Origin of the sequence: Stenotrophomonas sp. FR010, assembly GCF_047520755.2 — a bacterium.
Classification (GTDB): domain Bacteria; phylum Pseudomonadota; class Gammaproteobacteria; order Xanthomonadales; family Xanthomonadaceae; genus Stenotrophomonas; species Stenotrophomonas sepilia.
In genome coordinates this window covers 125608-151639 of the sequence record NZ_JAXBQT020000013.1, presented here as the reverse complement: position 1 = coordinate 151639, position 26032 = coordinate 125608, and the positions used below count along the sequence as shown (strand labels likewise).

Genomic DNA, 26032 nt, shown 5'->3' with positions numbered 1-26032 from the left:
GCCGGCCAGCGGCCGGCATCCACGGGATCATGAGGTTGCCGGCCAGCGGCCGGCACTACCGGCCTGGTGGATCAGGCGGCGAGCGAATCCAGCGCCGCTTCCAACGCGTCCAGGTTCGGCAGCAGCGCACTCTGCTCACCCAGCAGCACGCGCATGTGCACGGTCTGCGGCAGGGTTTCTTCGGAGGCGTCGGCCAGCAGGCCGTCGCGCGGCACCGAGATCAGCTGCGGGAAGTTCTGCGTCAGCAGCGCGTAGTACGGGCGCTGCGCGTTGCCGCTGAGGGACTTCAGCACCACCACCTTGTTGTGGCCGGCCACCGTCTCTTCGCCCAGCCCCGAAAGGCGTGCGAACGACACCAGCGGCACCTGCCAGCCGTGCCAGCCGATCTCGCCAACCAGCCAGCGCGGCGCATCGGAGACCGGCTGCACCGGCACGCGCGACATCATTTCGGCCACGGTGGCATTGGGCAGCAGCACGCGCTCGTTGCCGGCCTGGATCAGGACGCCGCGGATTTCGTCATTGCTGGCGTAGCTCATGGTGCGTCTCCGTTGTCGTCCTGCTCACCCCAGCGCGCGGCAATCGCCTGCGCCAGTTCCTGCGGTTCACCGGCCACCATGCCGGCAGCCACCACGGCGGTGGCCGCCGCCGGGTCATAGCAGCCCTCGCCCACCTGCCCGGCCACCCACGCACCGGCGGCAGCCAGGTCCAGCGCCGGGCCTACGTGGGCCAGGTCGGCACCGCTGAGCAGCACCAGCGCGGTGTGTTCGGCCGGCAGCGAAGCGAGCGAAATACCATTGGCATCGCTCTGGAAATGCAGGCCATCGCTGGCCGCGCGCACGCCGATATCATCGGCCAGCACGTGCACCTCGCCCGGCACCGCGTGCTGGCCGGCCTCGGCCAGCTGCACCGGCAACGGCGAAACGCGGGACATCTGCTTGACCAGGTTGCCGTAGCGGCCACCATCCAGACGCATGTGCACCAGGACCGGCACGCTCAACGACGCGGGCAGTGCGCCGAGCAGGCGACGCAACGCATCCGGGCCACCGATGCCGGCCAGCACCAGCAGCGATGCGGCACGCGCACCGGCCGGGGCGGCGGCATCCAGATCGACCAGGCTCAAATGATCGGTATCGAACGAGGGCTGCGGCGCGACGACCGGCGCCACGGCTTCTGCCGATACGGGTGCTTCGATCGATTCCTCGACCAGCGACCAGGCGGTGTGATCGAAGGAAACCGGCGGTGTCGCGGGCGCCGCCGGTTCGGCCAGTGCCTGCGGTGCCGAAGGCGGATCCAGAGGCTCGGGCACGACCGGCTGCAGCGCCGCCAGGGCCTGCTCCAGCGCGATCGGTTCGTGCAGATCTGCCGGTGGCGAATACAGGCCGTCGGCCGGAACGTCATCGGCCCAGCTCAGCGCCTGTTCCAGGTGTGGCCGCAGGGCTTCTTCCTGCGGCGCCGGCGCGGGCGCCGGATGACCAGGCTCCAGCTGCAGGCTGGGCTCTTCTTCGGCGCCCGGCGGCAACACCTGCTGGTGGCCGTGCAGCTTGGCGGCCAGGTGGCGCCCCCAACGTTGCGCCTCCCAGCCGTCGCGGCGGGCGGCCAGCTCAGCCTCATCGAACACCAGGGTCAGCCCCGGTGCCGAGAGCGCGGATTCCAACCGTTCCAGTGCGTCCTCGATGGCAGATTCCAGCGCGATCACCACGAACTGCGGATCCGCGGCCTGCAGGACCTGCGGCTCGAGGCCGTTCGGATCATCTTCCAGGACCAGCTGTACATCGGCATGCGCCAGCGCCTCGCGCAGGCGTTCACGCGCCGCACCGGGGCGGGCCAGCAGGGCGACGGCCGGGGCCGGATGGGTTTCACTCACGGACACGGGCGATCCCCAGCAGGTCGTACACGTTACGCATCAGGTCCAGTTCCTGGTACGGCTTGCCCAGGTAACGCTGGACACCGATCTCGAAGGCACGCTGGCGGTGCTTGTCGCCGCTGCGCGAGGTGATCATCACGATCGGCACATCCCTGTAGCGCGGATCGGCACGCATCACAGTGGCCAGCTCGTAGCCGTCCATGCGCGGCATTTCGATGTCCAGCAACATCAGGTCCGGCACGCGCTCTTCCAACCGCTCCAGTGCTTCCACGCCATCGCGGGCGACACTGACTTCGAAGTTGTGGCGCTCGAGGATGCGGCCGGTCACCTTGCGCATGGTCAGCGAGTCATCGACCACCATCACCAGCGGCACCTGGCGTTCGTCGCGCGGCGCATTGGCCAGCACCGGTGCCGTCGGATTGGCCAGGAAGCGGCGCACCAGCGGCGCGACGTCCAGGATCACCACCACGCGGCCATCGCCGGTGATGGTGGCACCGTAGATGCCCGGTACCGATGCGATCTGCAGGCCGACCGGCTTGACCACGATTTCGCGGTTGCCCAGCACCTGGTCGATCGCCACGGCTGCACGCAGGTCACCGGCACGGACCAGCAACAGCGGCACCTGGTCCTGGCCATCGGCACGCGCCGGGGCCTGCCCGACCAGGCTGCCGAGGTCATACAACGGATAGTCTTCGCCGCTGTAGCGGTAGCTGCTGTCGGCGGCCTCGAAACGTTCGCGCGACAGGCGGCCGATACCGCTGACCGAGGCCACCGGCACGGCGAAGGTGGTCTCGCCGATCTGCACGAACACCGCCTGGGTGACGGCCAGCGTCTGCGGCAGGCGCAGGGTAAAGCGCACGCCCTGGCCGCGCACCGACTGGATGTCGACCGAGCCGCCCAGCTGGCGCACTTCGTTGCGCACCACATCCATACCCACGCCACGACCGGCCAGCTGGCTGACCTGGTCGGCGGTGGAGAAACCGGAGGCGAAAATCAGGTTGTCCAGTTCCTGATCGTTCGGCTGTGCGTCGGCGGCCAACAGGCCACGGTCGATGGCGCGGCGGCGGATCGCTTCGCGATCGAGGCCGGCACCGTCATCGGCCACTTCCAGCACGATTTCCGAGCCTTCACGGTGCAGGCGGATGGCAACTTCGCCCTCTTCCGGCTTGCCGGCGGCGCGGCGCTGTTCAGGCGCTTCCAGGCCATGGGCCACCGAGTTGCGCAACATGTGTTCGAGCGGCGCGACCATGCGATCGAGAACATTGCGGTCCAGTTCGCCGTGGGTGCCTTCCAGGGTCAGGTGCACCTGCTTGCCGGTATCCATGCCGGACTGCCGGACCACGCGGCGCAGGCGCGGCACCAGGCCATCGAACGGCACCATGCGCGCGCGCATCAGGCCGTCCTGCAGCTCGGAGCTGACGCGCGACTGCTGTTGCAGCAGCGAATCGTACTGGCGCGACAGATCGTCCAGCACCCCTTGCAGGCCGCCAAGGTCGGCCGCCGATTCGTTCAGCGCACGGCTGAGCTGTTGCAGCGTGGAGAAGCGGTCCAGCTCCAGCGGATCGAACTTCTGGTCTGCCTGGTCCTGCTCACGCTGGTAGCGGGCGACGATCTGCGCTTCGGTTTCCAGGTCGAGCCGGCGCAGCTGGTCGCGCAGTCGCGCGTTGGTGCGCTCCAGCTCGCCCATCGCACCACGGAACGCGCCGAGCTGCTGCTCAAGGCGCGAGCGGTAGATCGCCACTTCACCGGCATGGTTGACCAGGCGGTCGAGCAGATCCGCGCGCACGCGCACCTGTTCCTGCTGCGGGCGTGCCAGCGGATCTTCATCGACCACGCCTTCGGCCGGCAGCGGTGCCGACAGCGGCGCGTCGAGCAGTGCCGGCGCCGGACTGGCGACCGCTGCCGAAACAGTTTCCGCGACGCTCGCCACGTTGGCTACAGCTACGGCAGCCGCCGCTGCCACAGCGAGATCGGTGGTCGTACGCACTTCGAACGCATCGACCAGGTCCTGCGCCGGTTCCACCACGCGATGGTCACCGGTGCGGGTGAGCAGCTGGTGCAAGCGATCGAATCCGCGCTCCAGCAACTGCACATCGCGGCGTTCGATCTCGGTGCGACCAGCGGCGACGGCTTCCAGCAACGATTCGATGCTGTGGCCAAGATCGCCGATGGCGTTGATGCCGGCCATGCGTGCGCCACCCTTCAGGGTATGCAGGTCACGCTGCAGGCCGGCCAGCACCTCGCGGTCCTGCGGCGCATCGCGCAGCTCGCTGATCAGGCCATCGCAGTGGTCGAGCAGGTCCTTGCCTTCCTCGACGAAGATGTCGACCAGCTCGCGATCGTAGACGCTGAAGTCGAGCGTATCGGCGTTGTCTTCCGGCACCGGGATGTCAAGGACGTCGGGTGCCACGGTTTCAGCCACGTCGGCGTCAGGCGCGCCAACGGCCGGGGCATCCGACACGGCATCGGCATCGGCAGCTTCGGCGTAGACTTCCTCCTGGCCCGGCGCGTCTTCCATTTCGAAGAACCGCACCGGTTCGGCGGTGGCCGGCGCCGCGGCCTCCGCGATCTCCTCATTCACCGTCGCCGGGGACGGCTGATCGGCGCTCTCTCCTTCACCGATCGCCGCCTCCCCGCCGACGTCCGCATCCTCGGCGAAGGCTTCCGCCTCGCCCGGCGCGAGTTCGCTGGCCTGCAGGCCGAGCACGGACCATTGCCCGTCGTCGGCCAGGGGCTGCTCTTCGTCGATCACGTGCAGGCCGGCCTCGAGCGCGGCGTCCAGCGAGACCGGTTCTGCAAACCCCGGCGCAGCCATTTCATCCTGCAGGCTCGACAGCTCGCTGTCGAGTGGCAGTGCAGCAGGCGTCTCGAATGCCTCAGGGTCAGCGACGTGCACGTGATCGAACGAGGACGCATTCAGGTCAGATGCGACGGCTTCGACAGCATCCGGAATCTCTTGGGCATCGCGGTCGTCGACCGGCAGCGCACTGGCATCCAGGTACGGCGACAGATCGTCCACGACGGTCAAACCGGCATCGTCGGCCAACAGCGGCGCGCTTTCGGCCTCCGTCTCGACACCGTCTACCTCAACGCCCGGAACATCGTCGGCCACCTGGATCGATTCGACCACCGGTAGCGACGCCGCTCCCTCACCCGGTACCGACGGCCATCCGGCATCGAAGTAGCGCGAAAGATCGTCGCTGGCGGTCAGCTCACCGACCTCCAGCGCGCCCTCGCCCTCAATCGCCGCATCCTCGACCGGGGCTTCGGCGACATCGGCAACTGCCTGTGGTTCCTGCTCCGGCGCGACGGACGAAGGCGGTACCGCATCGGTTTCAGGCGCGATGGCTGCCGAGGCGTCCGCATCGCATTCCGCCGTCGGTTCGTCATCCAGCGCCAGCTCGGCTTCGTCGTCCTCCAGGCCCACCATCGGCCAGCGCGCTTCCGGCAACTCGCTGGCCAGCGCCTGCAGGCGCTGTGCCAGTACCTGTTGCGGTGCGATGCGCGGCTGTTCGGCCTGCAGCGCTTCCATGGTGGCGGTGATCGCCTGCGCGGTCGCATCCAGCGCGGCCACGCCTTCATCATTCGGCACCACCTCGGCGGCCAGTGCACGCTTGATGTAGGACTCGGCACCGCCGGTTACAGCCGTGATCTCGGGCACTTCGGTCATCGCGAAGGCGCCGTTCATGGTGTGCACTGCGCGCAGGAGTGCGTCGCTGACCGGCTGCGGTGCCTGCTGCGCCGAACGCAGCCAGTCCTGCAGGGTGGCCTGGTGGACTTCCACCTCGGCCTCGAGAATCTCGCGCAGCACGCTGTCGATGTTGGCCGGCGTGCCGGTGGTTTCGGCCTCCTCGGCGGTATCGGCCAGCGCCGAAGCGGCAATCTCCGCGTCGAGAATGCGGCTGATCTCGTCTTCGCCCTCGGCTTCGGCCAGCGGTGCGACCGGTGCAGTGGCCCCAGGCAGGGGGACGTAGTAGGTTTCCTCGCCTGCACCGACACGATCGGCGATGGCCTGCATGGCCTGCAGGTCGACGCTGATGCGCTGGCCATGGCGCAGCGCCGCGTTCAGCTGGGGCAGCGCCGCATGCGCGTTGTCGACCATCGCCAGCACGGCGGGGGATGCAGCGCGGCTGCCATCCAGCACGCGGTTGAGCATGCCTTCGATCTTCCACGCGAACTCACCCAGGGTGCGTGCGCCGACCAGGCGGCCACTGCCCTTGAGGGTATGGAAGATGCGGCGGATCGGGCGCAGCCGGTCCATGTTGTCCGGCTGCATCCGCCATGCCGGCAGCAGCGTGCCGAGATTGGCCAGCTCATCGTCGAATTCTTCCAGGAACACCTCGCGGATGTCCTCGTCGATGTTCTCGGCATCGTCGTCGAAACCGGCGTCGAAGCCCGCATTGGTGTCAGCATCGGTCCCGGCAACGGCCGAATCCACCGCCTCCGGCGCTGCCGCAGCGGCCATCGCCTGTGGATTGAAGCCGGCAGCGGCCGCACTCAACTCGGCGAAGAACTGGGCGTCGGCCTCGCTGAAATCGATCGGCGCGATGGTGTCGATATCGATCACCGACACGGCCGGCGCCGAGGTTTCCGCTGCCGGGATGGGCGCTTCGATCGACGGCGGCGTGATCAACGTTGCCGGCAGGTCATCCGGGGCCTCATACACCTCGGCCAGCACTGCGGGCGATACATCGGCCAGCGGCGGGACGACGGCATCGACGATCTCCAGCGACGGATGCAACGCGGCGTCAACGTCCAGCGACAGCGTTTCCATCGCATGCAGCGACAGCACGTCGTCAGCGTTGTCCAGCGCGTCGGCATCGAAGCGGAACACCACGTCGTCGGCCACGGCAGCCGCATCCTGTTCGGCCGCCACCGGGTCGAATACCGGTGCAGCATCGAAAGCGGTCGCGGAGGAATCCACCGCGTCCTTCCTCTCATCGATCACAGGCGCTGCGCTTTCCTCAAGCATCTGCGGCGCCCCGGACAGCGACCACTGCGGTGCACCGGGGTGGCCGCTGTCAGCCAGTTCGAAGCTGACCGGATCGAAACTGGCGAAGGTCGGGCTGCGCTCGTCATCGGCAGGCACGATGGCGTCGGCCTCCGGATGGAACGGCGCCAGCTCCCACTGCGGGACATCCGGCGCAGGTGCGCTGGACGCCGCGAAGACCAACGATGCCTCCGCATCGTCGTGCGTAGGCGACGGCGAAGCATCGATATCAGCCTTGCTGGCGGCCACGGCGGCCACGGTGCCCAGTGCGCCGAACATCAGGCGGTTGTCGGACACCATCGGCGCCGGCGAGGCCGGCGGCGGATCGAAGGTGAAGTCCGGCAGTGGCACCGGCACGTCGCCGGCAGCGGGCGCCGCAGGCTGCACCGGAACCTCGATGCGCTCCGGCTGCAGCGGCTCGGCCTGCAACGCAACCGGCTCACGTTCGACCGGCAGCAGTGCCGGCGCTTCCGGCGCGACGGCATTGTGCTCCGGCAGCGGCCAGTAGCGCAGAGCCTCGAGGCTGCTGCGGGTGATTTCGAGGATGTCCTCGCGGCCCGGGCGGCGGTCGCGCAGGGCTTCCAGGTAGTACTCCAGGCTGGCCATGGCATCGGCCAGGGTGTCCAGCTGGCGGCCACTGGGCACGCGCTGGCGGCCGATCAGTTCGGCCTCGATGTACTGCTGCACGCCGCGCAGGTAATCGGCGGCGGTACCCAGGTCGAGCATGCGCAGCGCGCCGGACACATCGCCCAGCAGGCGTGGTACATCCTGCAGCTCGGCATGGTTCCAGCTGGTTTCGATGAAGGCGACGAAATGCTCGCGGGCAGCGGCGAAGTTGGCGATGGCTTCATGCGCCAGCACCTCCACCGTGCGCCGGTTCTCGACCGCGCTCGGATCGTCCTCGCCACTGCCGCCGGCGCCCAGATGGGCAACCTGGTCGTCCAGCGAGGCATCGACGTAGAGCAGTGCACCGGCAATATCCAGCAGCAGGTTCTCGTCAATCTGCTGGCGACCTTCAACCACGCCGCGCAGCGCATCGCGCTGCTGCACGACCACGCCGCGGGCCACGCCCAGGCCCATCATGCCCAGCGTATCGGCCACGGCGCCGAGCTCGTTGGCCTGGGTCTGCAGCTGTTCCGGCGCACCACCGGTGCGCAGGTGCAGGTCAAGCGCATCCTTGATGCGCAGCAGTTCTTCCTTCACCGCACTGCCGACCGTGTCGAGCAGCTCACGGTTGCGTCCGCTCAGGCTGCCACGGGCATGGTCCAGCTCGGCCTCGGTGGCGGTGACGCTCTCCGGCGCAAAGGCCAGCAGCACACTGTCAGTGACGCCTTCTTCGCCGCGCGACGCACGGATCTCGTTGAGCAGCGGCATCAGCACGATCGGAATGTCGCGATGGCCGTTCTGCAGGCGTTCCAGATAGTCGGGCAGCAGCACGCTGCCACGCATCAGGGTTGCGCAGGCTTCATCACGGTCGGCCACGCGGCCGGCGCCGATGGCATTGGCCAGCTGCTCCAGTTCTTCGGCCACCATCGCCGGGGCATACAGCTCGACCATGCGCAGGGTGCCCTGCACCTGGTGCAGGTAGCCGGCGCAGATGCGCATGCGGCTGGCATCGGTCGGGTCTTCGGCGTAGTACTCGACCTCGTTGCGCACCTGGCGCAGGGTCTCGTCCAGCTCGGGCTTGACCCAGCCCAGCGCTGCGTGGCTCATCGCATCGCGCAGACTGCTCATGGACGCGCTCCGTTCGCCGCCGCGCGGTGGCCGCGCGAGTTCTGGCGTGGGGAATGGAAATGCTTCATCGACTGGTTCCTTGCTCGCCGCCCTGCCCGCGTCACGCCGGCAGCTTGAAGTCGGCGACCGAACGGCGCAGGTCCGCCGCCAGCTGCGCGAGGTGGCCGATCGACTCGGCGGTCTGTCCGGCACCCTGCGAGGTCTGCCCGGTGATCTGCCGGATCACGCCCATGGTGCGGGTGATGTCCGAGGCGGCGGCCGACTGCTGCTGGGCGGCGATGGAGATGTTCTTGATGAGGGTGTTCAGCGCGTTTGACACGCGTTCGATCTCGGTCAGCGCGGTACCGGCGTCCTCGGCCAGGCGCGCACCAGACACCACTTCGGCCGTGGTCTGCTCCATCGAGGTGACCGCTTCATTGGTGTCGGCCTGAATGGCCTGGACCAGGTTTTCGATGCGTCGGGTCGCACCCGAGGTGCGTTCTGCCAGGCGCTGCACTTCGTCGGCCACGACCGCGAAACCGCGGCCCGCTTCACCGGCCGACGCAGCCTGCACCGCCGCGTTCAACGCCAGGATGTTGGTCTGCTCGGAAATGTCGTTGATCAGTTCCACGATCGAGCCGATTTCCTGCGACGACTCGCCCAGGCGCTTGATGCGCTTGGAGGTTTCCTGGATCTGGTCACGGATCTGGTCCATGCCCTGGATGGTCTCGCGCACCACGCCGGCACCTTCGGCAGCGATCACCACCGAGCGCTGTGCCACGTCGGCCGACTCGGCCGAGTTGCGCGACACCTGCTCGATGCTCGCCGCGATCTCCCCGATGCGGTCCGAAGCCGAGGTGATCTGGTTGGCCTGGTGCCCCGCGGCCTCTGCCAGCTGCATGGCGGTGGCCTGGGTTTCCTGGGTGGACATCGCGACCTTGGCCGAGGTGTCGTTGATGGTGGTCACCAGGTGGCGCAGCTCGTCAACCGCGTAGTTGATCGCGTCGGCGATCGCGCCGGTCATGTCCTCGGTCACCGAGGCCTTCACCGTCAGGTCGCCCTCGCCGAGCGAGGAGATTTCGTCCAGCAGCCGCATGATCGCCTGCTGGTTGCGGCTGTTGAATTCCACCTGGGTCTGGTAGCGCAGTTCCTGCTCGCGCGAGCGGCTGCGCACGTTGGTGGAGACGAAGCCGATGATCGCGATCAGCGACAGCGCACCGGAGACCACGCCAATCCAGAAGTTCGGGAACAGGCGGGTGTCGGATACCGAGCCGAACGAGGAGAACGCGTCGAACAACTTGCGGCTGTCATCCAGCATGTGGGCCGAACCCTGGCCCAGCGCGGTGGCAGCGGACTGCGCCGCGAACAGCTGGCGCGAGCTGGCCAGGATCGCGTCGGCGTCCTGCTTCATCGCTTCCCACTTCTGCTGCGACTGTTCCAGCGCGGCCACGGCGGCGGCACCGCGCACGGCGGTGATGCCCAGTTCCTCGTTGCCGTTGCGCAGGCCGTCGAGCACCTGCGAGAACACGGTGATGTCACGTGCCAGCGCATCGCCGGAGGTCGCCGCGGCGCTGCCACCGGCACGCATTTCGGTCACGCGGCGGGCCATCGAACCGGCCACCACAACCTGCTGCAGCGCGCTGTACACCTGCGACGACGGCGCGCCGGAAGAGGACATCGCACGCACCAGCTCGTTCAGCTGGGCCTGCAGGCCCGGCACTGCGCCGGTGAAGTTGTTCGCGTTGCCGGCCAGCGCCAGCACGGCCGGTTCGCTGGCCACCAGCTGCCCGGCCTGCTTGCCCAGCGGCGCCCAGGTCTCGCCGAGGGTGGCGATGGCACCGGCTACGCCCGGCTCCTTGCCGTAGCGTCCCTGCAGGGTCGACACGTTCTGCTCGATCGCGTTGCGGGTGGCCTTGAAGGCGGTGAAGGCCTGGGCGTTGCCGCCGACCGCGTCACGTCCCTGGTTGGCCAACTGCTGCGACAGCACCTGCAGGTCGGCGGCCTTCGAGCCGGCGTCGGCAAGGCGGCTGCCCTGCCAGGTGGCGACGCCGGTGTTGACGCCGAACAGGATCATCGATGCCAGCAGCAGGAACAGCCAGAGGTTGCTGCCGCCCAGCCGCAGCTTGCCGGTCTTGGTGGCGTCCGAAGCAGTACTCATCGTTCAACCTCGATCTTCAATGCAGGGGGCGATGCCTGGCCTCAGGCCGCGGCTTGCCGGAATTCAGGGGTGCGCGACAGCAGCGAGAGCGAGAACACGCCCCAGTCATGGCCGTCGGCATGGAAAGCACGATCGACGAAATGCCCGTAGCGGCCTTCTGCCAACGTGCCCGCTTCGATCTGCTGGTCCAGCTCGAAGCTGCGCTGGCCGAACAGTTCATCGATGGTCAGTGCGACGTCGCCGCCGGCCTGGCGCATGATCAGCACGCGCTGGCCTTCCTGCTGCACGGTGCGCGTGCCTTCCAGGAAGTACTTCAGGTCGACCACCGGGAACAGGTTGCCGCGCAGGTTGCCCACGCCCAGCAGCCAGGGCTGCGCACAGGGTACCGGGGTCACCGGCGGCATCGGTACGATTTCCACCACTTCGCGGAAATCGGACACCAGCCGGCGCTGGCCGACGCGGAAACCCACGCCACGCCACAGGTCCTGGGCAAACTGTTTTCCGGGCAACTGCACCGCATGGGCCAGGCTGCGCCGTTCATAGGCTTCAAGGATGTCGAAGGGCGAGCGCATCAGGCCACCAGTTCGTTGATCCGCGCGATCAGTTCATCCTCGCGCGGCGGCTTGACGATGTAATCGGCGGCGCCCTGGCGCAGGCCCCAGGCCTTGTCGGTTTCCATCGCCTTGGTGCTGACGATGATCACCGGGATGTGCTTGATCGCCGCATCACGGGCCATCGCACGGGTCGCCTGGAAGCCGCTCATGCCGGGCAGGACCACGTCCATCAGCACCAGCTGCGGCACCTGGTCGCGGACCAGCTGCAGGCCATCCTCGGCGTTGTCCGCTTCCAGCACTTCGTGGCCGGCACGGCGCAGCCACTGGGTGAACACCGCGCGGTCGGTCGGTGAATCCTCGATCAGGACGATACGAGCCATTGTGCCTTTCCCCCCTGGTCAGGCGTTGACGTATGTGCGGATGGCACCCAGCAGTTCTTCACGCGTGAAAGGCTTCGTCAGGTACTGCTCCGAGCCGACGATGCGTCCCCGCGCCTTGTCGAACAGGCCATCCTTGGACGACAGCATGATGACCGGGGTCGCCTTGAACAGCTGGTTGCCCTTGATCAGCGCGCAGGTCTGATACCCGTCCAGGCGCGGCATCATGATGTCGACGAAGATGATCTGCGGTTGCTGGTCTGCGATCTTGGCAAGCGCTTCGAAGCCGTCGGTGGCGGTGACCACCTCGCAGCCTTCGCGCTTGAGCAGCGTTTCCGCAGTCCTGCGGATGGTCTTCGAGTCATCGATGACCATCACCCGGAGTCCTGCGAGTTCCCCGCCCGCAGTCGTGTTTTCAGTCATTGCCTATCCCCAAGCGCACGGCCCGATCTCTCGCGGGGGCCGCTGCGAAAGCGTATCTATATCGCACTTTCCGCGCCCGCTTCAAGGCCGCCCCACGGCGCGGGGCATGGCCCCCTCCTGAACGTGACGGGTTTCGCAATGAGTGCGCGACCGCCGGGCGGACGCTGCGTTGCAGTATGGCGGGGAGGCGCGCGACCGGCGTTGCCGCTACCATCAACGCCTTGCCTGACAGGTGCGCCCATGCCGTTGAACGTCATCGTGGTGATGGACCCCATCGCCCACATCAAGATCGCCAAGGACACCACCTTCGCCATGCTGCTGGAAGCCCAGCGCCGCGGCCATGCCCTGCACTACGTGCGGCCGGGCGGACTGGCCCTGGAAGGTGGCGTGGCGGTGGCCCAGACCGCGCCGCTGCAGGTGCGCGACGACCCGGCCGGCTGGTATGAGCTGGGTGAGTTCAGCCGTACCGAGTTCGGACCCGGCCAGATCGTGCTGATGCGCAAGGACCCGCCGGTCGACGCCGAGTACATCTACGACACCCAGGTGCTGGACGTGGCCGCCGCTGCCGGTGCCTGCGTGGTCAACAACCCGCAGGGCCTGCGCGACTACAACGAGAAGCTGGCTGCCCTGCTGTTCCCGCAGTGCTGCCCGCCGACCCTGGTCAGCCGCGATGCCAAGGCACTGAAGGCCTTCGCCCTCGAACACGGCCAGGCCGTGCTGAAGCCGCTGGACGGCATGGGCGGCCGCTCGATTTTCCGCAGCGGCCAGGGCGATCCGAACCTGAACGTGATCCTGGAGACACTGACCGACGGCGGCCGCAAGCTGGCGCTGGCCCAGAAGTTCATTCCCGACATCAGCGCCGGCGACAAGCGCATCCTGCTGGTCGACGGCGAACCGGTCGATTACTGCCTGGCGCGCATTCCCCAGGGTGACGAGTTCCGCGGCAACCTGGCGGCCGGGGGCCGTGGCGAAGGGCGCCCGTTGAGCGAGCGTGACCGCTGGATCGCCGGCCAGGTCGGCCCGGAGATGAAGCGTCGTGGCATGCGCTTCGTCGGCCTGGACGTGATCGGCGATTACCTGACCGAGGTCAACGTGACCAGCCCGACCTGCGTGCGCGAGCTCGACGCGCAGTACGGCCTGAACATTGCCGGCACCCTGTTCGACGCGCTCGAGGCCGGCCTGCGCTGATGGCGTCCGCACCCGCCGTTCTGCCCCCGCCGCCACGCGAAGCGCAACGGCTGGGGGCCACCATCGCACTGTCGGTGCTGGTCCACGCCCTGCTGATCCTGGGCGTGGGCTTCGCCGTGAAAGGCGATGCTCCGCTGGTGCCGACGCTGGAAGTGATCTTCAGCCAGACGCGCACCGCACTGACGCCAAAGCAGGCTGATTTCCTTGCCGCCGCCAACCAGGAAGGCGGTGGCGAGCACGACCGCGCACAGCGTCCGCGCGACAACCAGGCCGGCATCGTGCCGCAGGCGCAATCCGGACTTAGCCCGGTTCCCCAGCAACAGCAATCGGCCGCGCCCGTTCCGCCGCCGCAGGCACGGGTGGTCAGCAGCCGCAACGGACAGGACTCGGTGGCACAGGCGCAGGCCCAGCCAACCCCGGAACGCCCCGAGCCGGACGCGCCGTTGAGTGCACGCGAGCAGCGCGATGTGGAGATGGCGCGACTGGCTGCCGAAGTGCATCTGCGCTCGGCGCAGTATGCCAAGCGCCCGAATCGCAAGTTCGTGTCGGCCAGCACGCGTGAATATGCCTATGCCAATTACCTGCGTGCCTGGGTCGACCGTGCCGAGCGCGTCGGCAACCTGAATTACCCGGACGAGGCCCGGCAGCGACGGCTCGGCGGCCAGGTGGTGATCAGCGTGGGCGTGCGGCGCGATGGCAGCGTGGAGAGCAGCCGCATCCTGCGTTCAAGCGGGACGCCGCTGCTGGATGAAGCGGCGCTGCGGGTGGTGACGCTGGCGCAGCCATTCCCGCCGTTGCCGAAGACCGAGGACGAGATCGACATCCTGCAGGTCACCCGTACCTGGGTGTTCCTGCCGGGCGGCACCCTGCACGACGACCGGTAGGGTTTTGGTGCCCGGGCCTGCGGCCCGGGACCCGCTGAAGGGCTAGAGCAACAGCAACAGCAGCGGTTGGTGTCCTGAAGCTTGGCGGGGCGGTGTCGGGCGGCGGGGACGCCGCAAGTACGTCCGTGTAGGCTTAGCCGCGGCATCCATGCCGCGGATACCCCGCCGCCCGACACCGCCCCGCCTCTGACAGATCGCGGCGCACCATTGCTGTTGGTAGGTGTCGACCTTGGTCGACACACATCCACGCCAGGCGTGGATACGAGCGAAGCGACCCGCTTTTGACTTTGATCTTCTTTTTTTTATTTTCCGTGGCGGACGCACACGGAAACTGTCAGAGGTCGGGCGGGGGTGGGTTCGCGGGGGTCACTTCAGAGACGGGTTCACGGCGTCCCCCGCGCACCCACCTCGCCCGGCCAAGCGCGGCTCGTGCTTTCGCGCCCCGCCACGAGGGGCTCAGCCGTTGGCCTTCGCCTTCGCCTCGCGCGCGGCCTGCTGCTCGACCAGGGTCAATGCCACGTTGTCGCGCAGGTACGCCGGCTCGACCTTCTCCGGTGCGATCGCCTCGCCACGCGCGAACGCCGGCACGGCCAGTGCCAGCACGTCCGACGCCCGCGGCAATGCCGCAGCATCGAAACCGCGCAGGCTACTGCCCAACTGTGCCACCAGCGCGCCGTCGCCCGCGCCGAAACCGGTACCGACACCGTAGGCCGACATTCCCTCCGGCAACGTCACCACGGAGGGCGCGCAGACGCGCTCGGCATCGCGCGCGACCGGCAGGCCGTCGACGCGTTCGAAGCGCGCGACGTAGAGTTCACCCATCCGGGCATCGATTGCCGACAGGATCTGCGTTTCTTCCACCGGTGCCCGCAGCGCCAGCACCTGCAGCGTCGAAACCGGCAGCAGCGGGCGGTCCAACGCCAACGCGATGCCCTGGGCGATGGCGATCGCCAGGCGCACACCGGTGAACGCCCCCGGGCCGCGACTGAGCGCGATGCCATCGAGCTGGCGACGGCTGATGCCGGCTTCGGCCAGCAGCGCCTCGGCCCATGGCAGGCTCAGGTCAGCATGCCGGCGCGGGGCGATCTCGAAGCGTTCCAGCACCTGCCCATCGACATGCAGGGCAACGGAGCAGGCTTCGGTGGCGGTTTCAAAGGCGAGCAGTTTCATCAGATCAGGTCAGAACAGGGGGAACGTGGCACCAGGAGCCGGCTCCGGGCCCGGCGCAACAGCGGCCGGGTCAGCCGCATCATCAGCCACGGGCACCCATTGTGGCGTAAAGAAGGCCTGCACATCGGCCAGGCTGCGGGTGCGGCGGAAGGGTGGCAGTGAATCCAGGAAGACCCGGCCATAGCCACGGTTGAGCAGGCGCGGATCGCACAGGACCAGCACGCCACGGTCGCTTTCGCTGCGGATCAGGCGACCGACACCCTGCTTCAGTGCGATCACCGCCTGCGGCAGCTGTTCGTCGCGGAACGGATTGCCACCCTGGCTGCGGATCGCCTCCAGGCGTGCCTCGTACACCGGATCGTCCGGTGCCGCGAACGGCAGCTTGTCGATCATCACCACACTCAGCGCTTCGCCGACCACGTCCACGCCCTCGCGGAAACTGGCCGAGCCCAGCAGCACGCCATTGCCCGATTCACGGAAGCGCTGCAGCAGCGTCGCGCGCGGTGCCTCACCCTGCACGAACAACGGCCATGGCCCGTCGCGCAGTGCTTCGGCCGCCTCGCGCAATGCACGGTGCGAGGCGAACAACAGGAATGCCCTGCCCTGCGATGCCTGCAGTACCGGCCGAAGGGTCTGGATCAGCGCGGTTCCGAAGCCCCGTGCGGCCGGATCTGGCAGGCCTTCCGGGAGGTAGCACAACGCCTGCTCGGGCCAGTTGAACGGACTCGGCTGGACCAGGGTATGCGGATCGTCCAGGCCCAGGCGCGTGGCGATGTGGTCGAATCCATTGCCCACGGTCAGCGTGGCCGAGGTGAAGATCCATGCCGCGCGGCTGCGCTCGCGATGCTCGCGCAGCGGGCCGGACACATCCATCGGCGTGCGCTGGCAGCGGAAACCCCGCGGCGTGAGCTCGTACCAGAGCACATCGGCGGCACTGGCGTGGTCCGCCGGATCGGTATCGAAATCCAGGGTGGGTTCATCATCGCCCAGCCAGCGCTGCAACCGCGACACCGCCTCGCGCGCCCGCGCATGGCAGGCGTCCAGACCCGCCGCCGATTCGCGCAGCGGCTGAAGGCCCTGCTCCAGTGCCACCAGGCCGGCCATCACCGTATCGAAGCCGTCGCGGACCTGTGGCATGGCCAGCGCACGCCACTGCGTACCCCGCGGCGGCAGCCCCTCCATCGCCGAACGCAACGCCAGCAACGCCTGTTGCAACTGGTCGACCGGCTCCTGCAGCGCCGATTGTGCGCCCCCTACGCCGCGCGCTTCAGCCAGGCAGTCGCGACCCAGTTCCTGCCATGGGCGCATGCCGAAACCTTCGCCGAAGAACTGCGCTGCCAGTTCGGGCAGCTGGTGTGCCTCGTCGATGACAAAGGCCTGCGCCCCCGGCAGCAACTCGCCGAAGCCGTCCTGTTTCAGTGCCAGATCGGCCAGCAGCAGGTGGTGGTTGACCACCACCACGTCGGCGGCCTGCGCACGCTGCCGTGCGCGCACCACGAAGCAGTCGTCCCAGAATGGGCAATCGGTGCCCAGGCAATTGTCGACAGTGGAGGTGACCATCGGCAGCAGCGGCGAGTCATCGGCCAGGCCCTCCAGTTCGGCGATGTCACCGAACTCCGAGCGGCCGGACCACGCCAGGATGCGCTGGAACTGCGCGGCCTGTTCGGGACTGGAAAACCGCGGCTCGCCCCGCGCCTGCTGCAGTCGGTAGCGGCACAGGTAGTTCGCGCGCCCCTTCAGCAGCGCGCTGCGCAGGCCGACGCCCAGCGCCTGGCGCACGCGCGGCAGATCGCGGTGGTAGAGCTGGTCCTGCAGCGCGCGGGTACCGGTGGAGATGATGGTGCGCAGCCCGGACAGCAGCACCGGCACCAGATAGGCGAAGGTCTTGCCGGTGCCGGTACCGGCCTCGGCCAGCAGCAGGTCCCGCTGCTGCAGCGCATCGGCAATGGCTGCGGTCAGGTGCAACTGTGCCGGACGCGGGACGAAGGCATCCAGGTGCGAGGCGAGCGCGCCGCCTTCGCTGAGGGCTTCGCGGCTGGCATGGACAAGGTCGGACATCAGAGGGAAAGGATACCCGGCCGGGCGCTGCCCGGCACCCGTTTCAAGCCAGAGCGCAGGCAAAAGCAACAGCAACAGCGTGGTTCATGGCTCTGGGTTGCTGCGTGTTTGGCGGGGCAGGAGGGGCAGGCAGGACACGCCGTAAACCCGTCCATGGGGGCTCGATGGCGCCATCCATGGCGCCAACGGTCCTGCCTGCCCCTCCCGCCCCGCCTTCGACAGTTTCCCGGTGACGGATGGACGTGCTTCGTGGCGTCGCGCTTGCTCGACTGATTCAGAAGCGGTGGGTCGAACGGAAACAAGAAGGGGTCGGATCCGTTTTCCTGCGGAAAACGGATCCGACCCCACAACGAGTGCGCGTAGCGCGCGGCCCGCTTTTGATTTTCTTTTTCTTTTCCGTGGCTGGACGCACACGGGAACTGTCAGAGGCCGGGCAGGGTGGGTTCGCGGGGGTGTCCGCGGCATGGATGCCGCGGCTAAGCTCCCAAGGACGGGTTCACGGCGTCCCCCGCGAACCCACCCCGCCCGGCCAAGCGCGGCTTTTGCTTTACTCGGCCAAGCAGCCAGCCACGAGGGGCTGTGCCGTTGGCTGAAAACTCAGTAACGCTTGATCCCCGGCACCGTGCAACCTTCAATCTGCGCGTGCGCCGACACCGCGTTCTCCTTCTCGCCCCGCGCCAGCCGCGACTGCTCGATCGTCGCCCAGTGCCGGCGGCACAGCGGCCCGGTCTTCGAGCCCAGATCCACGGCCTTGCGCGCGAACGTCTCCGCTTGTGCCCACTGCCCCTGCAGCAGCGCCAGTTCGGCACGCTCCTGCAGCACCGCCGGGTCACCAGCCACGATCTCCAGCGCATGGTCCAGGCTGCTGGCGGCACCGGCGAGGTCGTTGGCCTGGCGCTGCGCCTGTGCGGCCAGCCTCAGGTCTTCCACCTGCGAATCACGCAGCGGCTGCACCGACAGTTCCTTGTCGTCCGGACCCGCTGCAGCATCCACGGCCGCCAGGCGCTGCGCCGGCGTGGTGGTGTCGACCGGCTTGACTACCGGCGGCGCGCTGCTCACGCAGGCGGCCAGGGCCAGACTTAGGCCGGTCAGGGCCAGGGGCTGCAGCAGGGTTCGCATGTTCATCGGCATCATCGGCTCGGGGGAGGAGTGGTGGCGGCAGGTTCGGCGGGTGCTTCCGGCTTGCGGTCCAGGCCGAACCAGCTGCGCCAGCCACCGCCCTCGCCTTCAGCCTCGCCCTGCCCCTCGGGCGACGCGGCCGGCGCGCACGGCGCATAGGCAGGCGCATAGCCCACCACGAACGGGAAACGACGCGCGCCGGGGCAGCCTTCATCGGTGCTGTTGAGACCGGTGGGAGCCACCGGCTGCCAATCCAGGCCCTTGTTGCTGACCCGCAATGGCGCACTCGGCAGGCGCTGGAAGATGCCCGACCAGACCCGCATCGCGCCAGTGGCGCCATACAGGCCGGCCTGCTGGTTCTGATCGTTGCCGATCCAGATCACCGCCAGGTGGTCGCCGGTGTAGCCGGCATACCAGCTGTCACGGCCATCGTTGGTGGTGCCGGTCTTGCCGGCTGGCTGCAGACGGCCGAGGCCATCAGCATTGAGCCGCTGCGCGGTACCACTGGCGACGACCTGCTGCAGGCCGACACTGATCAGGTTGGCGGCAATCGAATCGCCTTCCTGTGCCGGTGCCGGGGTCTTGTCGTAGCGCTTGAGCAGCTTGCCCTGCGGATCGAGCACGCCACGCACGGCGTGCAACGGCTGGATCTCACCCCCGGACGCGAGGAACTGGTACAGCTGCGCCATCGCATACGGGCTCTGGTCGGTCGAGCCGAGGATCACCGCCGGATTGGCCTCGGCCTTGATGCCGGCCAGCACATGGATCAGCTGGGTCACGCGCTCGGGGCCGACCTGCATGCCCAAGCGCACCGTCGCCTGGTTGTACGAATGCGCCAGCGCATCGATCAGGCGCACCGTGCCGTGGCTGCGGTTGTCGGCGTTGCCGGGGCTCCAGTTGCGGCCGCGGCCGAGCTGCACCGTCACCGGCGAATCATCGACCCAGCTGGCCAGCGAATAGCGGTCCGGCTGCGCCAGGGCCAGCAGGTACACGAACGGCTTGAGCAGCGAACCGACCGGGCGCTGCGCCTCGATCGCACGATTGAAGCCGACCTCGGACACCTCACGGCTGCCGATCACCGCCAGCACGTCGCCGTTGTGCACGTCGGTAAGCACCATGCCGGCCTGCAGTTCAGGGCGACGCTGGCTCTCCAGCGACTTGATGGTGCGGGTCACCGCGCCTTCGGCATAGGCCTGCGCGGACGGCGACATGCCGGTCATCACGCTCAGGCCCGCGCCCTGCAGCGCAGATTCCGGATAGTCATGCGCAAGCTGCCGGCGGACCAGGTCGACGTAGGCGGGGAAGCGGTTGGCTGCCACCAGGCCCGGTGTCTTGGGCACACCCAACGGAGCCTTCAGCGCGCGCTGGTACTCGGCATCGTCGATCAGCGTGGCCTCGTGCAGCTTGCCCAGCACGAAGTTGCGGCGATCCAGCGCGCGTTCCGGGTTGCGCCGCGGGTCGTAGAAGGACGGCCCCTTGACCAGGCCGATCAGCAGGGCGATCTGCTCGGTCTCCAGCGACTGCAGGTCACGCCCGAACCAGAATTCGGCACCGGAGGACATGCCATGGATCGCCTGGCTGCCGCGCTGGCCCAGGTACACCTGGTTGAGATACGCCTCGAAAATCGTGCGCTTGTCGTAGCGCGCCTCCATGATCAGCGCGTACAGCACCTCGTTGAACTTGCGGGTGAGCGTCTGCTCCTTGCCGATGCCAAGCAGGCCGCTGCGGGCCAGCTGCTGGGTGAGCGTCGAGGCGCCCTGGCGGCTCTGGCCACCGGAACGGATCGTCACCCACACCGCGCGCGCGATGCCGGACAGGTCGATGCCGTGATGGCGGTTGAAGTCCTTGTCTTCCACTGCCTGCAGGCCGGTCACCAGCAGGTCCGGCGCCTCGTCCATGCGGATCAGGCGGCGTTCTTCCTGCTTCTGGCCGTACAGCGTGGCGATGCGCGCCGGATCCAGCCGCGCGGCCTTCAGTGCCTTGCGGCTGTCGGCGTCGCGCAGCGAGGCCACGCCGCCATCGGCCAGCGACAGCTCCACCCGGCGCGGCGCCACCCGGCCATCGACATCGTTGTAGCCACGACTGGAGATCACGAAGCGACCGCCGTTCACCGCATAGGTGGCCGGCTCCTTGCCCTGGCCGTCATCACGATAGGCCGAGGCGGCCAGTTCGGTCTTCAGCGTGGACGCATCCATCGCCTTGCCGGGGGTGAGCACCAGCGGGCGCGCATACACGCGCGTCGGGATCTGCCAGCGCAGCTCGCCGAAACGCTGGGTCACCTGCTGGTTCAGGTACAGCGTATAGGGAATGAGGAAACCCAATCCCAATGCGACCGCAGCCATGCTCCAGGTGATCAGCCGGCGCCGCCACAGCGGACCGCTGTCCTGCGGGTCGTCGTCGAAATCGTCGATGTCGTCGGAATCGTAGCGTCGGGGCACGGGAGAAACATGGCAGGGGCGTCAGCGGAGTCTACCCCAGCCCATTTCCGCAAGGCAGGTTCACGAGACCGCCTGTTCAGCGATTTACCGGAGGCAATGGCCCGGCCTTGCCTCGAAGTCCATCCCACAAACCTTTCAGCATGAACCGCAACCGAATCCAGCGAGGGGCGAGGAACAGACCGTTGCCTGCCAGCTTCAGCAACAGGCGCGGCACATCCTGGGCAATCCACACCCGTGGCGTATAGGCACGTCCATAGAGCAGAACGCGATTGCGCATGATGAAGTAAAGACGGAAGGGCTTGTGCACGATCACGCCATCCGGCTTCGTACGTGATGGCAGCAGCTCCTCGCCGATGCTATGGGTCATCTGCGCATCGCAGATGCCATACAGAGAATAACCCTGGCGCTTGGCTCTGAAACACCAGTCCATGTCCAGGTTGTCAATGAACAGGTCTTCGTCCATTGCACCAATATCCTGCAATGCCGACATCGGCACCAGCGAACCGGACGTGATGAGGAAATCGCAGGAGATGCGCTGGCCCGCCCCCCCTCGCAACTTGTGGTTGAACGGGAAGCCAAAGCGAACGAACGGGGAAAGCATGCCACTGCGCGAATCGCGGAACTGCGGCCCGACAGCGGCCACGCGCTCTGCGCGGGTGAGTTCGATCAGTGCAGTCCCCAGGATATCCACCATCTTTGGCGCCAACACACTATCCTGATCCATCAGCAGCACATAAGCGAAGCCGAGCGCCTGCGCCCGCTCATAGGCCCGGTTCAAGGCACTCCCGAGGCCAACGTTGTGCGCCGAGGCAACCACGCTGATCCCCCCCCTTCCGGCCAGCAGTTCGTCGACATCAACACCAGTGCTGCCATTGTCGAACACCACCAGATGCCCCACCTGCTGCAGCACACTGTCAACCACCCGCCGCAACAGGGCCGGCTCGGGCCCATAGGTGACGATGACAGCGCAGACAAGGGAGGCATCGAATGCGGGCCCCGGACCTGGCCCTTGCGGAATCACTGGATTCATGACGTCATGTCGCTGGCTGCGGAACGCAGGCTGTGTGAAAAACGATGAAAACGACCAAAGGCCATCTCCCGCCAAGCCTGCAGCAATAGCATTGACAGCAAGACTGACAACTCACTGCACCGCTTGAGCGTGACGCAGCGGCTGGACTATACCCGACCAGTGCGACCTGCACGAATCCTGTCGATATCAGCGTGTTGGCAGCTCACCACCGGCGCGGCGCAGGCGATCTTCAAACGCCGGCAGTTCGGCCAGATCCGGCTGCAGCAACCGCGCCTGTTCGGCGGCATGCGCGGCGAAGGCCAGGTCACCGTTACCGAGCCGCTCGCTGCCAATCGCCAGCCAGCGCTGGGCCAACCGCAGCCGCGCCGAGGGCAGTCCGGCTGCGGTCGGTGACAGGGTCTGCCAGGCCTGCAGGCAGGCGCCTGCCGCCTGCACGCGGTTCTGCCGCAGATTGTCGTCGAAGCAGCGTCGGCTGGCGGGCAGCAAGCGTGCGGCGGCTGCCTTCACCCGCGCATCGCGGGGAGCCAGCGACTGGGCTTCGCGCAACGCGTCGAACGCGCTGTGCCCGGGTGGGCTGATCCACTGCCCCGCGCGCTCGGCACGTTCGATCTTCCGCAGGTGGTCGCGCAGCTGGCGTTCGCGCTGCGCCGTGCTGACCGCGGGCTGCTGCAGAGCCCGCTGCGCCTGCTGCGCGCGCTGCAGGCGCTGCGCCAGTTGTTGCCGGACGGCCTGCGAAGCCCCCAGCTCCGCCGCCAGGGCCGCATCACGTTGCGCCGCATCGAACTGGAAGTCGTCGGCGGACTTCTGGCTGCGTGCAACCACTGCCTGCAGGGTCTGCTCACGCCCGCGCTGCGCATTGGAATCATCGGCGGCCACCACCAGCACCGCCTGGAAACCCTTGGCCGCAGCTTCCAGCTGCTGCCGTCGCAACGCACGCTGCGCCTGCCGCAGGCGCCGGTCGGCCGCGCGCGCGAGGGCCTCCTCGCTCGCCGGCAGATCGGCATGACCGGCATCGAACTGACGGGCACGACGCAGGAGCGCGGCCGCCTCGGCCAACTCCCCACGCTCTGCCAGCGTGCGTGCCTGCAGCAGCAGGTCGCTCAGCGCATCTTCGCGCCCTTCCAGCGCCGGCAGGTTGTCCGGCTGCAGGGCCAGGATGCGCTGGAACAAGGGCAACGCACTGCTGTCGCCGTCATCCAGGCGTCCGGCCGCGAACGCGTTACGCGCCTGCGCCAACAACGCACCAATACCGGCTCCGGCGCTACGTCGCGCCTGCAACTGGCGGGCGACCGCATCGGCGTCGCCCTGCGGCACCTGCAGCTCACGGGCCAGTGCCAGGGCCTGCGCGCTGCCGTCCAGGTCATCCGCCTGCAGGCGATCGCGCGCCTGTTGCAGCGCTGCCGCGCCGGTATTGGCGAGGCCCTGGCGCGCCTGCGGGCGATCACCGTCCAGCGCCAGCGCCGCCTGGTAGCGCTCGCGCGCACCACTGCCGTCGGCATCGCTCAGGCGCCCAGCCGCCAATGCACGATCCCCCTCGGCCAGCAGCTGTTCGATCTGCGGCTCATCCCAGAACCAGTCTGCCAACGGCTTGCGCAGCAGGACCAGCAGCACGAACACGGCCAGCGCTGCGAGCAGCGCCCAGCGCCAGATCCGGCGCGCATGGCGCGCCTGCAGCCACCACCAACGCCCCTCGCGACGGACACGGTCCAGCGCAGGATGTTCAGCGCCATGCGGGCGATGCGGGGGCTCGCGTTCCATGCGTGCAGGGTAGCCGGGGCAGCGTGAAGCTCAGCCGAGGCGACGCGCCTCGCTCACGCCCGGCAGCGCATCGAGCTTGCCCAGCAGCGTCGACAACTGCCCGTAATCACTGACCTTCAGGCGCAGCCGCAGATGGGCACGGCCACTGTTGCGCACGTTGTCACTGTGGATGTCGAGCACGTAGGCGTCTTCCTGGGCGATCAGGTTGGTGATGTCCTTCAGCAGCCAGCGGCGATCGACCGCATCGACCACGACGTCCACCTCGTAGCCGCCCCCAGCCTGGCCCCACTCCACCGGCAGGATGCGCTGCGGGCTGCTGGCCGCCAGCCGGGCCAGCGCGGCGCAGTCTGCACGATGCACGGTGACACCCCGGCTACGGGTCAGGTAGCCGACGATCGGCTCGCCGGCCACCGGCTGGCAGCAGCGTGCCAGCTGCACCAGCAGGTTGCCCACGCCCTGCACGGTGAACTTGGACTTGCCCAGGTTCTCGCGGCGCGCGGTCGGCCGCGGCAGAGCCGGTGCGGGCGCGGGCTGGCTGGCGGCACGCTCCGCCTCCAGCAGCGCACGGCTGACCTGGTTCGGGCCGGTATCGCCCAGCGCCACCTGGATGTACAGGTCATCGACGCTGTCGGCATGGAACTTCTTCGCCGCCACAGCCAGGTCCGCGTGCTGCAGGCCCAGCCGCTTCAGCTCGCGCTCGAGCAGCTCGCGACCGGCCTGCACGTTGCGCGCGCGGTCCAGCTTGTGGAACCAGCTGCGCACCTTCTCGCGCGAGCGGTTGCTGGCCAGGAAGCCGTTGGCCGGCATCAGCCAGTCGCGGCGCGGATCGGCCTCCTTGCCGGTCAGGATCTCGACGCGGTCGCCGCTGCGCAGGCGGTAGGTCAGCGGCACGATGCGGCCGTTGACCTTGGCGCCGCGGCAGCGGTGCCCGACCATGGTATGCACCTGGTAGGCGAAATCGAGCGGCGTAGCGCCCTGCGGCAGGTCCAGCACCTCGTCCTTCGGGCTCAGCGCATAGACCCGGTCCTCGGTCAGCTCAGCATCAAGCGCCCCGGCCAGTTCATTGCCCTGCCCGTCCTGCGCCTGTTCCAGCAACTGGCGCATCCAGGTGATCTTGCGGTCGAAGGACTTCTCCGCGCCCTTGCCACCTTCCTTGTACTTCCAGTGCGCGGCCACGCCCAGCTCGGCCTGCGAGTGCATTTCATGGGTGCGGATCTGCACTTCGATGGTGCGACCTTCCGGGCCGACCACGGCGGTATGCAGCGAGCGATAGTCATTGGCCTTGGGCCTGGCGATGTAATCATCGAACTCGCTGGGTACCGGTGCCCACAGCGCGTGCACCACGCCCAACGCGGCATAACAGGCGGCGACGTCGTCGACCATCACGCGCACCGCACGGATGTCATACAGCTGGTCGAAGGCCAGCCGCTTCTTCTGCATCTTCCGCCAGATGCTGTAGATGTGCTTCGGGCGGCCGCTGACTTCGGCCTTGATGCCCTGGGCGACCAGCTCGCGCGACAGCACCTTCTTGACGTTCTCGACGTAACGCTCGCGGGCGATGCGGGTTTCATCCACCTCGCGGGCGATGCGGCGGTAGGTTTCCGGTTCCAGGTGGCGGAACGCCAGGTCCTCCAGCTCCCACTTCAGCTGCCAGATGCCCAGCCGGTTGGCCAGGGGCGCGTGGATGTCGCGGGTCAGCTGGGCCAGCGCGCGGCGCTGCTCCTCGTCCAGCTTGTCGGCCGCGCGCATCCGCGCCAGCTGCCGTGCCAGCAGGATCGGCACCACGCGCAGGTCGCGGATGATCGCCAGCAGCAGCCGGCGCAGGCCCTCACTGTTGCGCCCCGCCTCACGGCCGGCATGCAGCGCCCACACTGGATCGGCCGCATCCTGGCCATCCAGCAGGCCGGTCACCGCCGCCTTGTGGTTGCCCAGCGGCAGCTGGTCCAGGCTGGCGCGCAGGCCCGGCAGGTCGAACAGCAATGCGGCCACCACCGCGCCTTCGTCGGCCGAGAGCATCGCCAGCGCATCGAGGGTATCGCCCAGCACCGACCAGCTGGCACGCATCTGGTGGTCGCAATCCGGCGCTTCCCAATGCTCACGCAGGGCCTGGCGCAGCGGAGCAGGCAGCACCGCTGCCGAGGGACGGTTCAACAAGGCATCCAGGCCGGGGACGGAAGCGCGGTTCACAGCATCGAGCAGGCAAGACAGAGGCCCCTACACTAGCGCCGGCGCCGTTCAGGGACAATCACTGCACCTACCATCACCCGGCATGAAGACATGCCGCTACACTCGCCCACACACCCAGGAG

Annotated in this window: 16 protein-coding genes; 2 read left to right on the top strand and 14 right to left on the bottom strand. The window is 68.1% G+C overall.

Going from position 1 to position 26032, the window contains the following annotated elements; translation table 11 throughout:
- Positions 1-71 precede the first annotated feature (71 nt).
- The 7 genes from ACM0PK_RS13665 to pilG all read right to left on the bottom strand — a co-directional run bounded on the left by ACM0PK_RS13665 (position 72) and on the right by pilG (position 12079).
- Positions 72-536 (bottom strand): chemotaxis protein CheW, encoded by a 465-nt coding sequence (locus ACM0PK_RS13665; protein ID WP_005418442.1) that lies wholly within the window; start codon positions 534-536, stop codon positions 72-74.
- The gene (locus tag ACM0PK_RS13660) at positions 533-1870 is read right to left on the bottom strand and encodes a chemotaxis protein CheB (RefSeq protein ID WP_414607531.1); all 1338 of its coding nucleotides are present in this window, start codon (positions 1868-1870) and stop codon (positions 533-535) included. The genes ACM0PK_RS13665 and ACM0PK_RS13660 overlap by 4 nt, the downstream gene beginning before the upstream one ends.
- Complete coding sequence (locus ACM0PK_RS13655; RefSeq protein WP_414607530.1) at positions 1857-8588, bottom strand: Hpt domain-containing protein; 6732 nt, start codon at positions 8586-8588, stop codon at positions 1857-1859. Before ACM0PK_RS13655 ends, ACM0PK_RS13660 begins: the two co-directional genes overlap by 14 nt.
- Before the next feature lie 100 nt (positions 8589-8688).
- Complete coding sequence (locus ACM0PK_RS13650; RefSeq protein WP_414607529.1) at positions 8689-10725, bottom strand: methyl-accepting chemotaxis protein; 2037 nt, start codon at positions 10723-10725, stop codon at positions 8689-8691.
- Between the two features lie 41 nt (positions 10726-10766).
- Positions 10767-11297 (bottom strand): chemotaxis protein CheW, encoded by a 531-nt coding sequence (locus tag ACM0PK_RS13645; RefSeq protein ID WP_005418454.1) that lies wholly within the window; start codon positions 11295-11297, stop codon positions 10767-10769.
- Positions 11297-11659, bottom strand: coding sequence for a response regulator (locus ACM0PK_RS13640; protein WP_005410717.1), 363 nt, complete (start codon positions 11657-11659; stop codon positions 11297-11299). The genes ACM0PK_RS13645 and ACM0PK_RS13640 overlap by 1 nt, the downstream gene beginning before the upstream one ends.
- A gap of 18 nt (positions 11660-11677) precedes the next feature.
- Entirely contained in the window at positions 11678-12079 is a 402-nt protein-coding gene (pilG, locus tag ACM0PK_RS13635) for a twitching motility response regulator PilG (RefSeq protein WP_005418455.1), read from the bottom strand.
- Between the two features lie 240 nt (positions 12080-12319).
- Between pilG and gshB the strand changes: the two genes are divergently transcribed.
- Positions 12320-13267 carry a glutathione synthase gene (gshB, locus tag ACM0PK_RS13630; protein WP_065196658.1) on the top strand — a complete coding sequence of 316 codons (948 nt, stop codon included), beginning with the start codon at positions 12320-12322 and terminating at the stop codon, positions 13265-13267.
- A complete protein-coding gene (locus ACM0PK_RS13625; protein WP_414607528.1) occupies positions 13267-14151 on the top strand; it encodes an energy transducer TonB in 885 nt (294 codons plus the stop codon). Before gshB ends, ACM0PK_RS13625 begins: the two co-directional genes overlap by 1 nt.
- 456 nt (positions 14152-14607) lie before the next feature.
- On the opposite strand, the gene tsaB is transcribed toward ACM0PK_RS13625, so the two are convergent.
- The 7 genes from tsaB to ACM0PK_RS13590 form a co-directional block, all read right to left on the bottom strand.
- The gene (tsaB, locus tag ACM0PK_RS13620) at positions 14608-15321 is read right to left on the bottom strand and encodes a tRNA (adenosine(37)-N6)-threonylcarbamoyltransferase complex dimerization subunit type 1 TsaB (protein ID WP_072168547.1); all 714 of its coding nucleotides are present in this window, start codon (positions 15319-15321) and stop codon (positions 14608-14610) included.
- Positions 15322-15330: 9 nt separating this feature from the next.
- Positions 15331-17379, bottom strand: a complete 2049-nt coding sequence (gene yoaA, locus ACM0PK_RS13615; protein ID WP_414607527.1) for a DNA repair helicase YoaA — start codon at positions 17377-17379, stop codon at positions 15331-15333.
- 597 nt (positions 17380-17976) lie between these two features.
- Positions 17977-18513, bottom strand: a complete 537-nt coding sequence (locus ACM0PK_RS13610) for a hypothetical protein (protein WP_050562713.1) — start codon at positions 18511-18513, stop codon at positions 17977-17979.
- Complete coding sequence (gene mrcB / locus ACM0PK_RS13605) at positions 18510-20936, bottom strand: penicillin-binding protein 1B (RefSeq protein ID WP_072167685.1); 2427 nt, start codon at positions 20934-20936, stop codon at positions 18510-18512. Before mrcB ends, ACM0PK_RS13610 begins: the two co-directional genes overlap by 4 nt.
- 76 nt (positions 20937-21012) lie before the next feature.
- Complete coding sequence (locus tag ACM0PK_RS13600) at positions 21013-21966, bottom strand: glycosyltransferase family 2 protein (RefSeq protein WP_111202043.1); 954 nt, start codon at positions 21964-21966, stop codon at positions 21013-21015.
- 186 nt (positions 21967-22152) lie between these two features.
- Complete coding sequence (locus ACM0PK_RS13595) at positions 22153-23724, bottom strand: hypothetical protein (RefSeq protein ID WP_414607090.1); 1572 nt, start codon at positions 23722-23724, stop codon at positions 22153-22155.
- 30 nt (positions 23725-23754) lie between these two features.
- Positions 23755-25911 carry a RelA/SpoT family protein gene (locus ACM0PK_RS13590; RefSeq protein ID WP_061480346.1) on the bottom strand — a complete coding sequence of 719 codons (2157 nt, stop codon included), beginning with the start codon at positions 25909-25911 and terminating at the stop codon, positions 23755-23757.
- Between the last annotated feature and the right edge of the window lie 121 nt (positions 25912-26032).

Coding starts and splice junctions, on each gene's coding strand:
- ACM0PK_RS13665 (WP_005418442.1), bottom strand. CDS start 536: ATGAGCTACGCCAGCAATGACGAAATCCGCGGCGTCCTGATCCAGGCC.
- ACM0PK_RS13655 (WP_414607530.1), bottom strand. CDS start 8,588: ATGAGCAGTCTGCGCGATGCGATGAGCCACGCAGCGCTGGGCTGGGTC.
- ACM0PK_RS13650 (WP_414607529.1), bottom strand. CDS start 10,725: ATGAGTACTGCTTCGGACGCCACCAAGACCGGCAAGCTGCGGCTGGGC.
- ACM0PK_RS13645 (WP_005418454.1), bottom strand. CDS start 11,297: ATGCGCTCGCCCTTCGACATCCTTGAAGCCTATGAACGGCGCAGCCTG.
- ACM0PK_RS13640 (WP_005410717.1), bottom strand. CDS start 11,659: ATGGCTCGTATCGTCCTGATCGAGGATTCACCGACCGACCGCGCGGTG.
- pilG (WP_005418455.1), bottom strand. CDS start 12,079: ATGACTGAAAACACGACTGCGGGCGGGGAACTCGCAGGACTCCGGGTG.
- gshB (WP_065196658.1), top strand. CDS start 12,320: ATGCCGTTGAACGTCATCGTGGTGATGGACCCCATCGCCCACATCAAG.
- ACM0PK_RS13625 (WP_414607528.1), top strand. CDS start 13,267: ATGGCGTCCGCACCCGCCGTTCTGCCCCCGCCGCCACGCGAAGCGCAA.
- tsaB (WP_072168547.1), bottom strand. CDS start 15,321: ATGAAACTGCTCGCCTTTGAAACCGCCACCGAAGCCTGCTCCGTTGCC.
- yoaA (WP_414607527.1), bottom strand. CDS start 17,379: ATGTCCGACCTTGTCCATGCCAGCCGCGAAGCCCTCAGCGAAGGCGGC.
- ACM0PK_RS13610 (WP_050562713.1), bottom strand. CDS start 18,513: ATGATGCCGATGAACATGCGAACCCTGCTGCAGCCCCTGGCCCTGACC.
- ACM0PK_RS13600 (WP_111202043.1), bottom strand. CDS start 21,966: ATGAATCCAGTGATTCCGCAAGGGCCAGGTCCGGGGCCCGCATTCGAT.
- ACM0PK_RS13595 (WP_414607090.1), bottom strand. CDS start 23,724: ATGGAACGCGAGCCCCCGCATCGCCCGCATGGCGCTGAACATCCTGCG.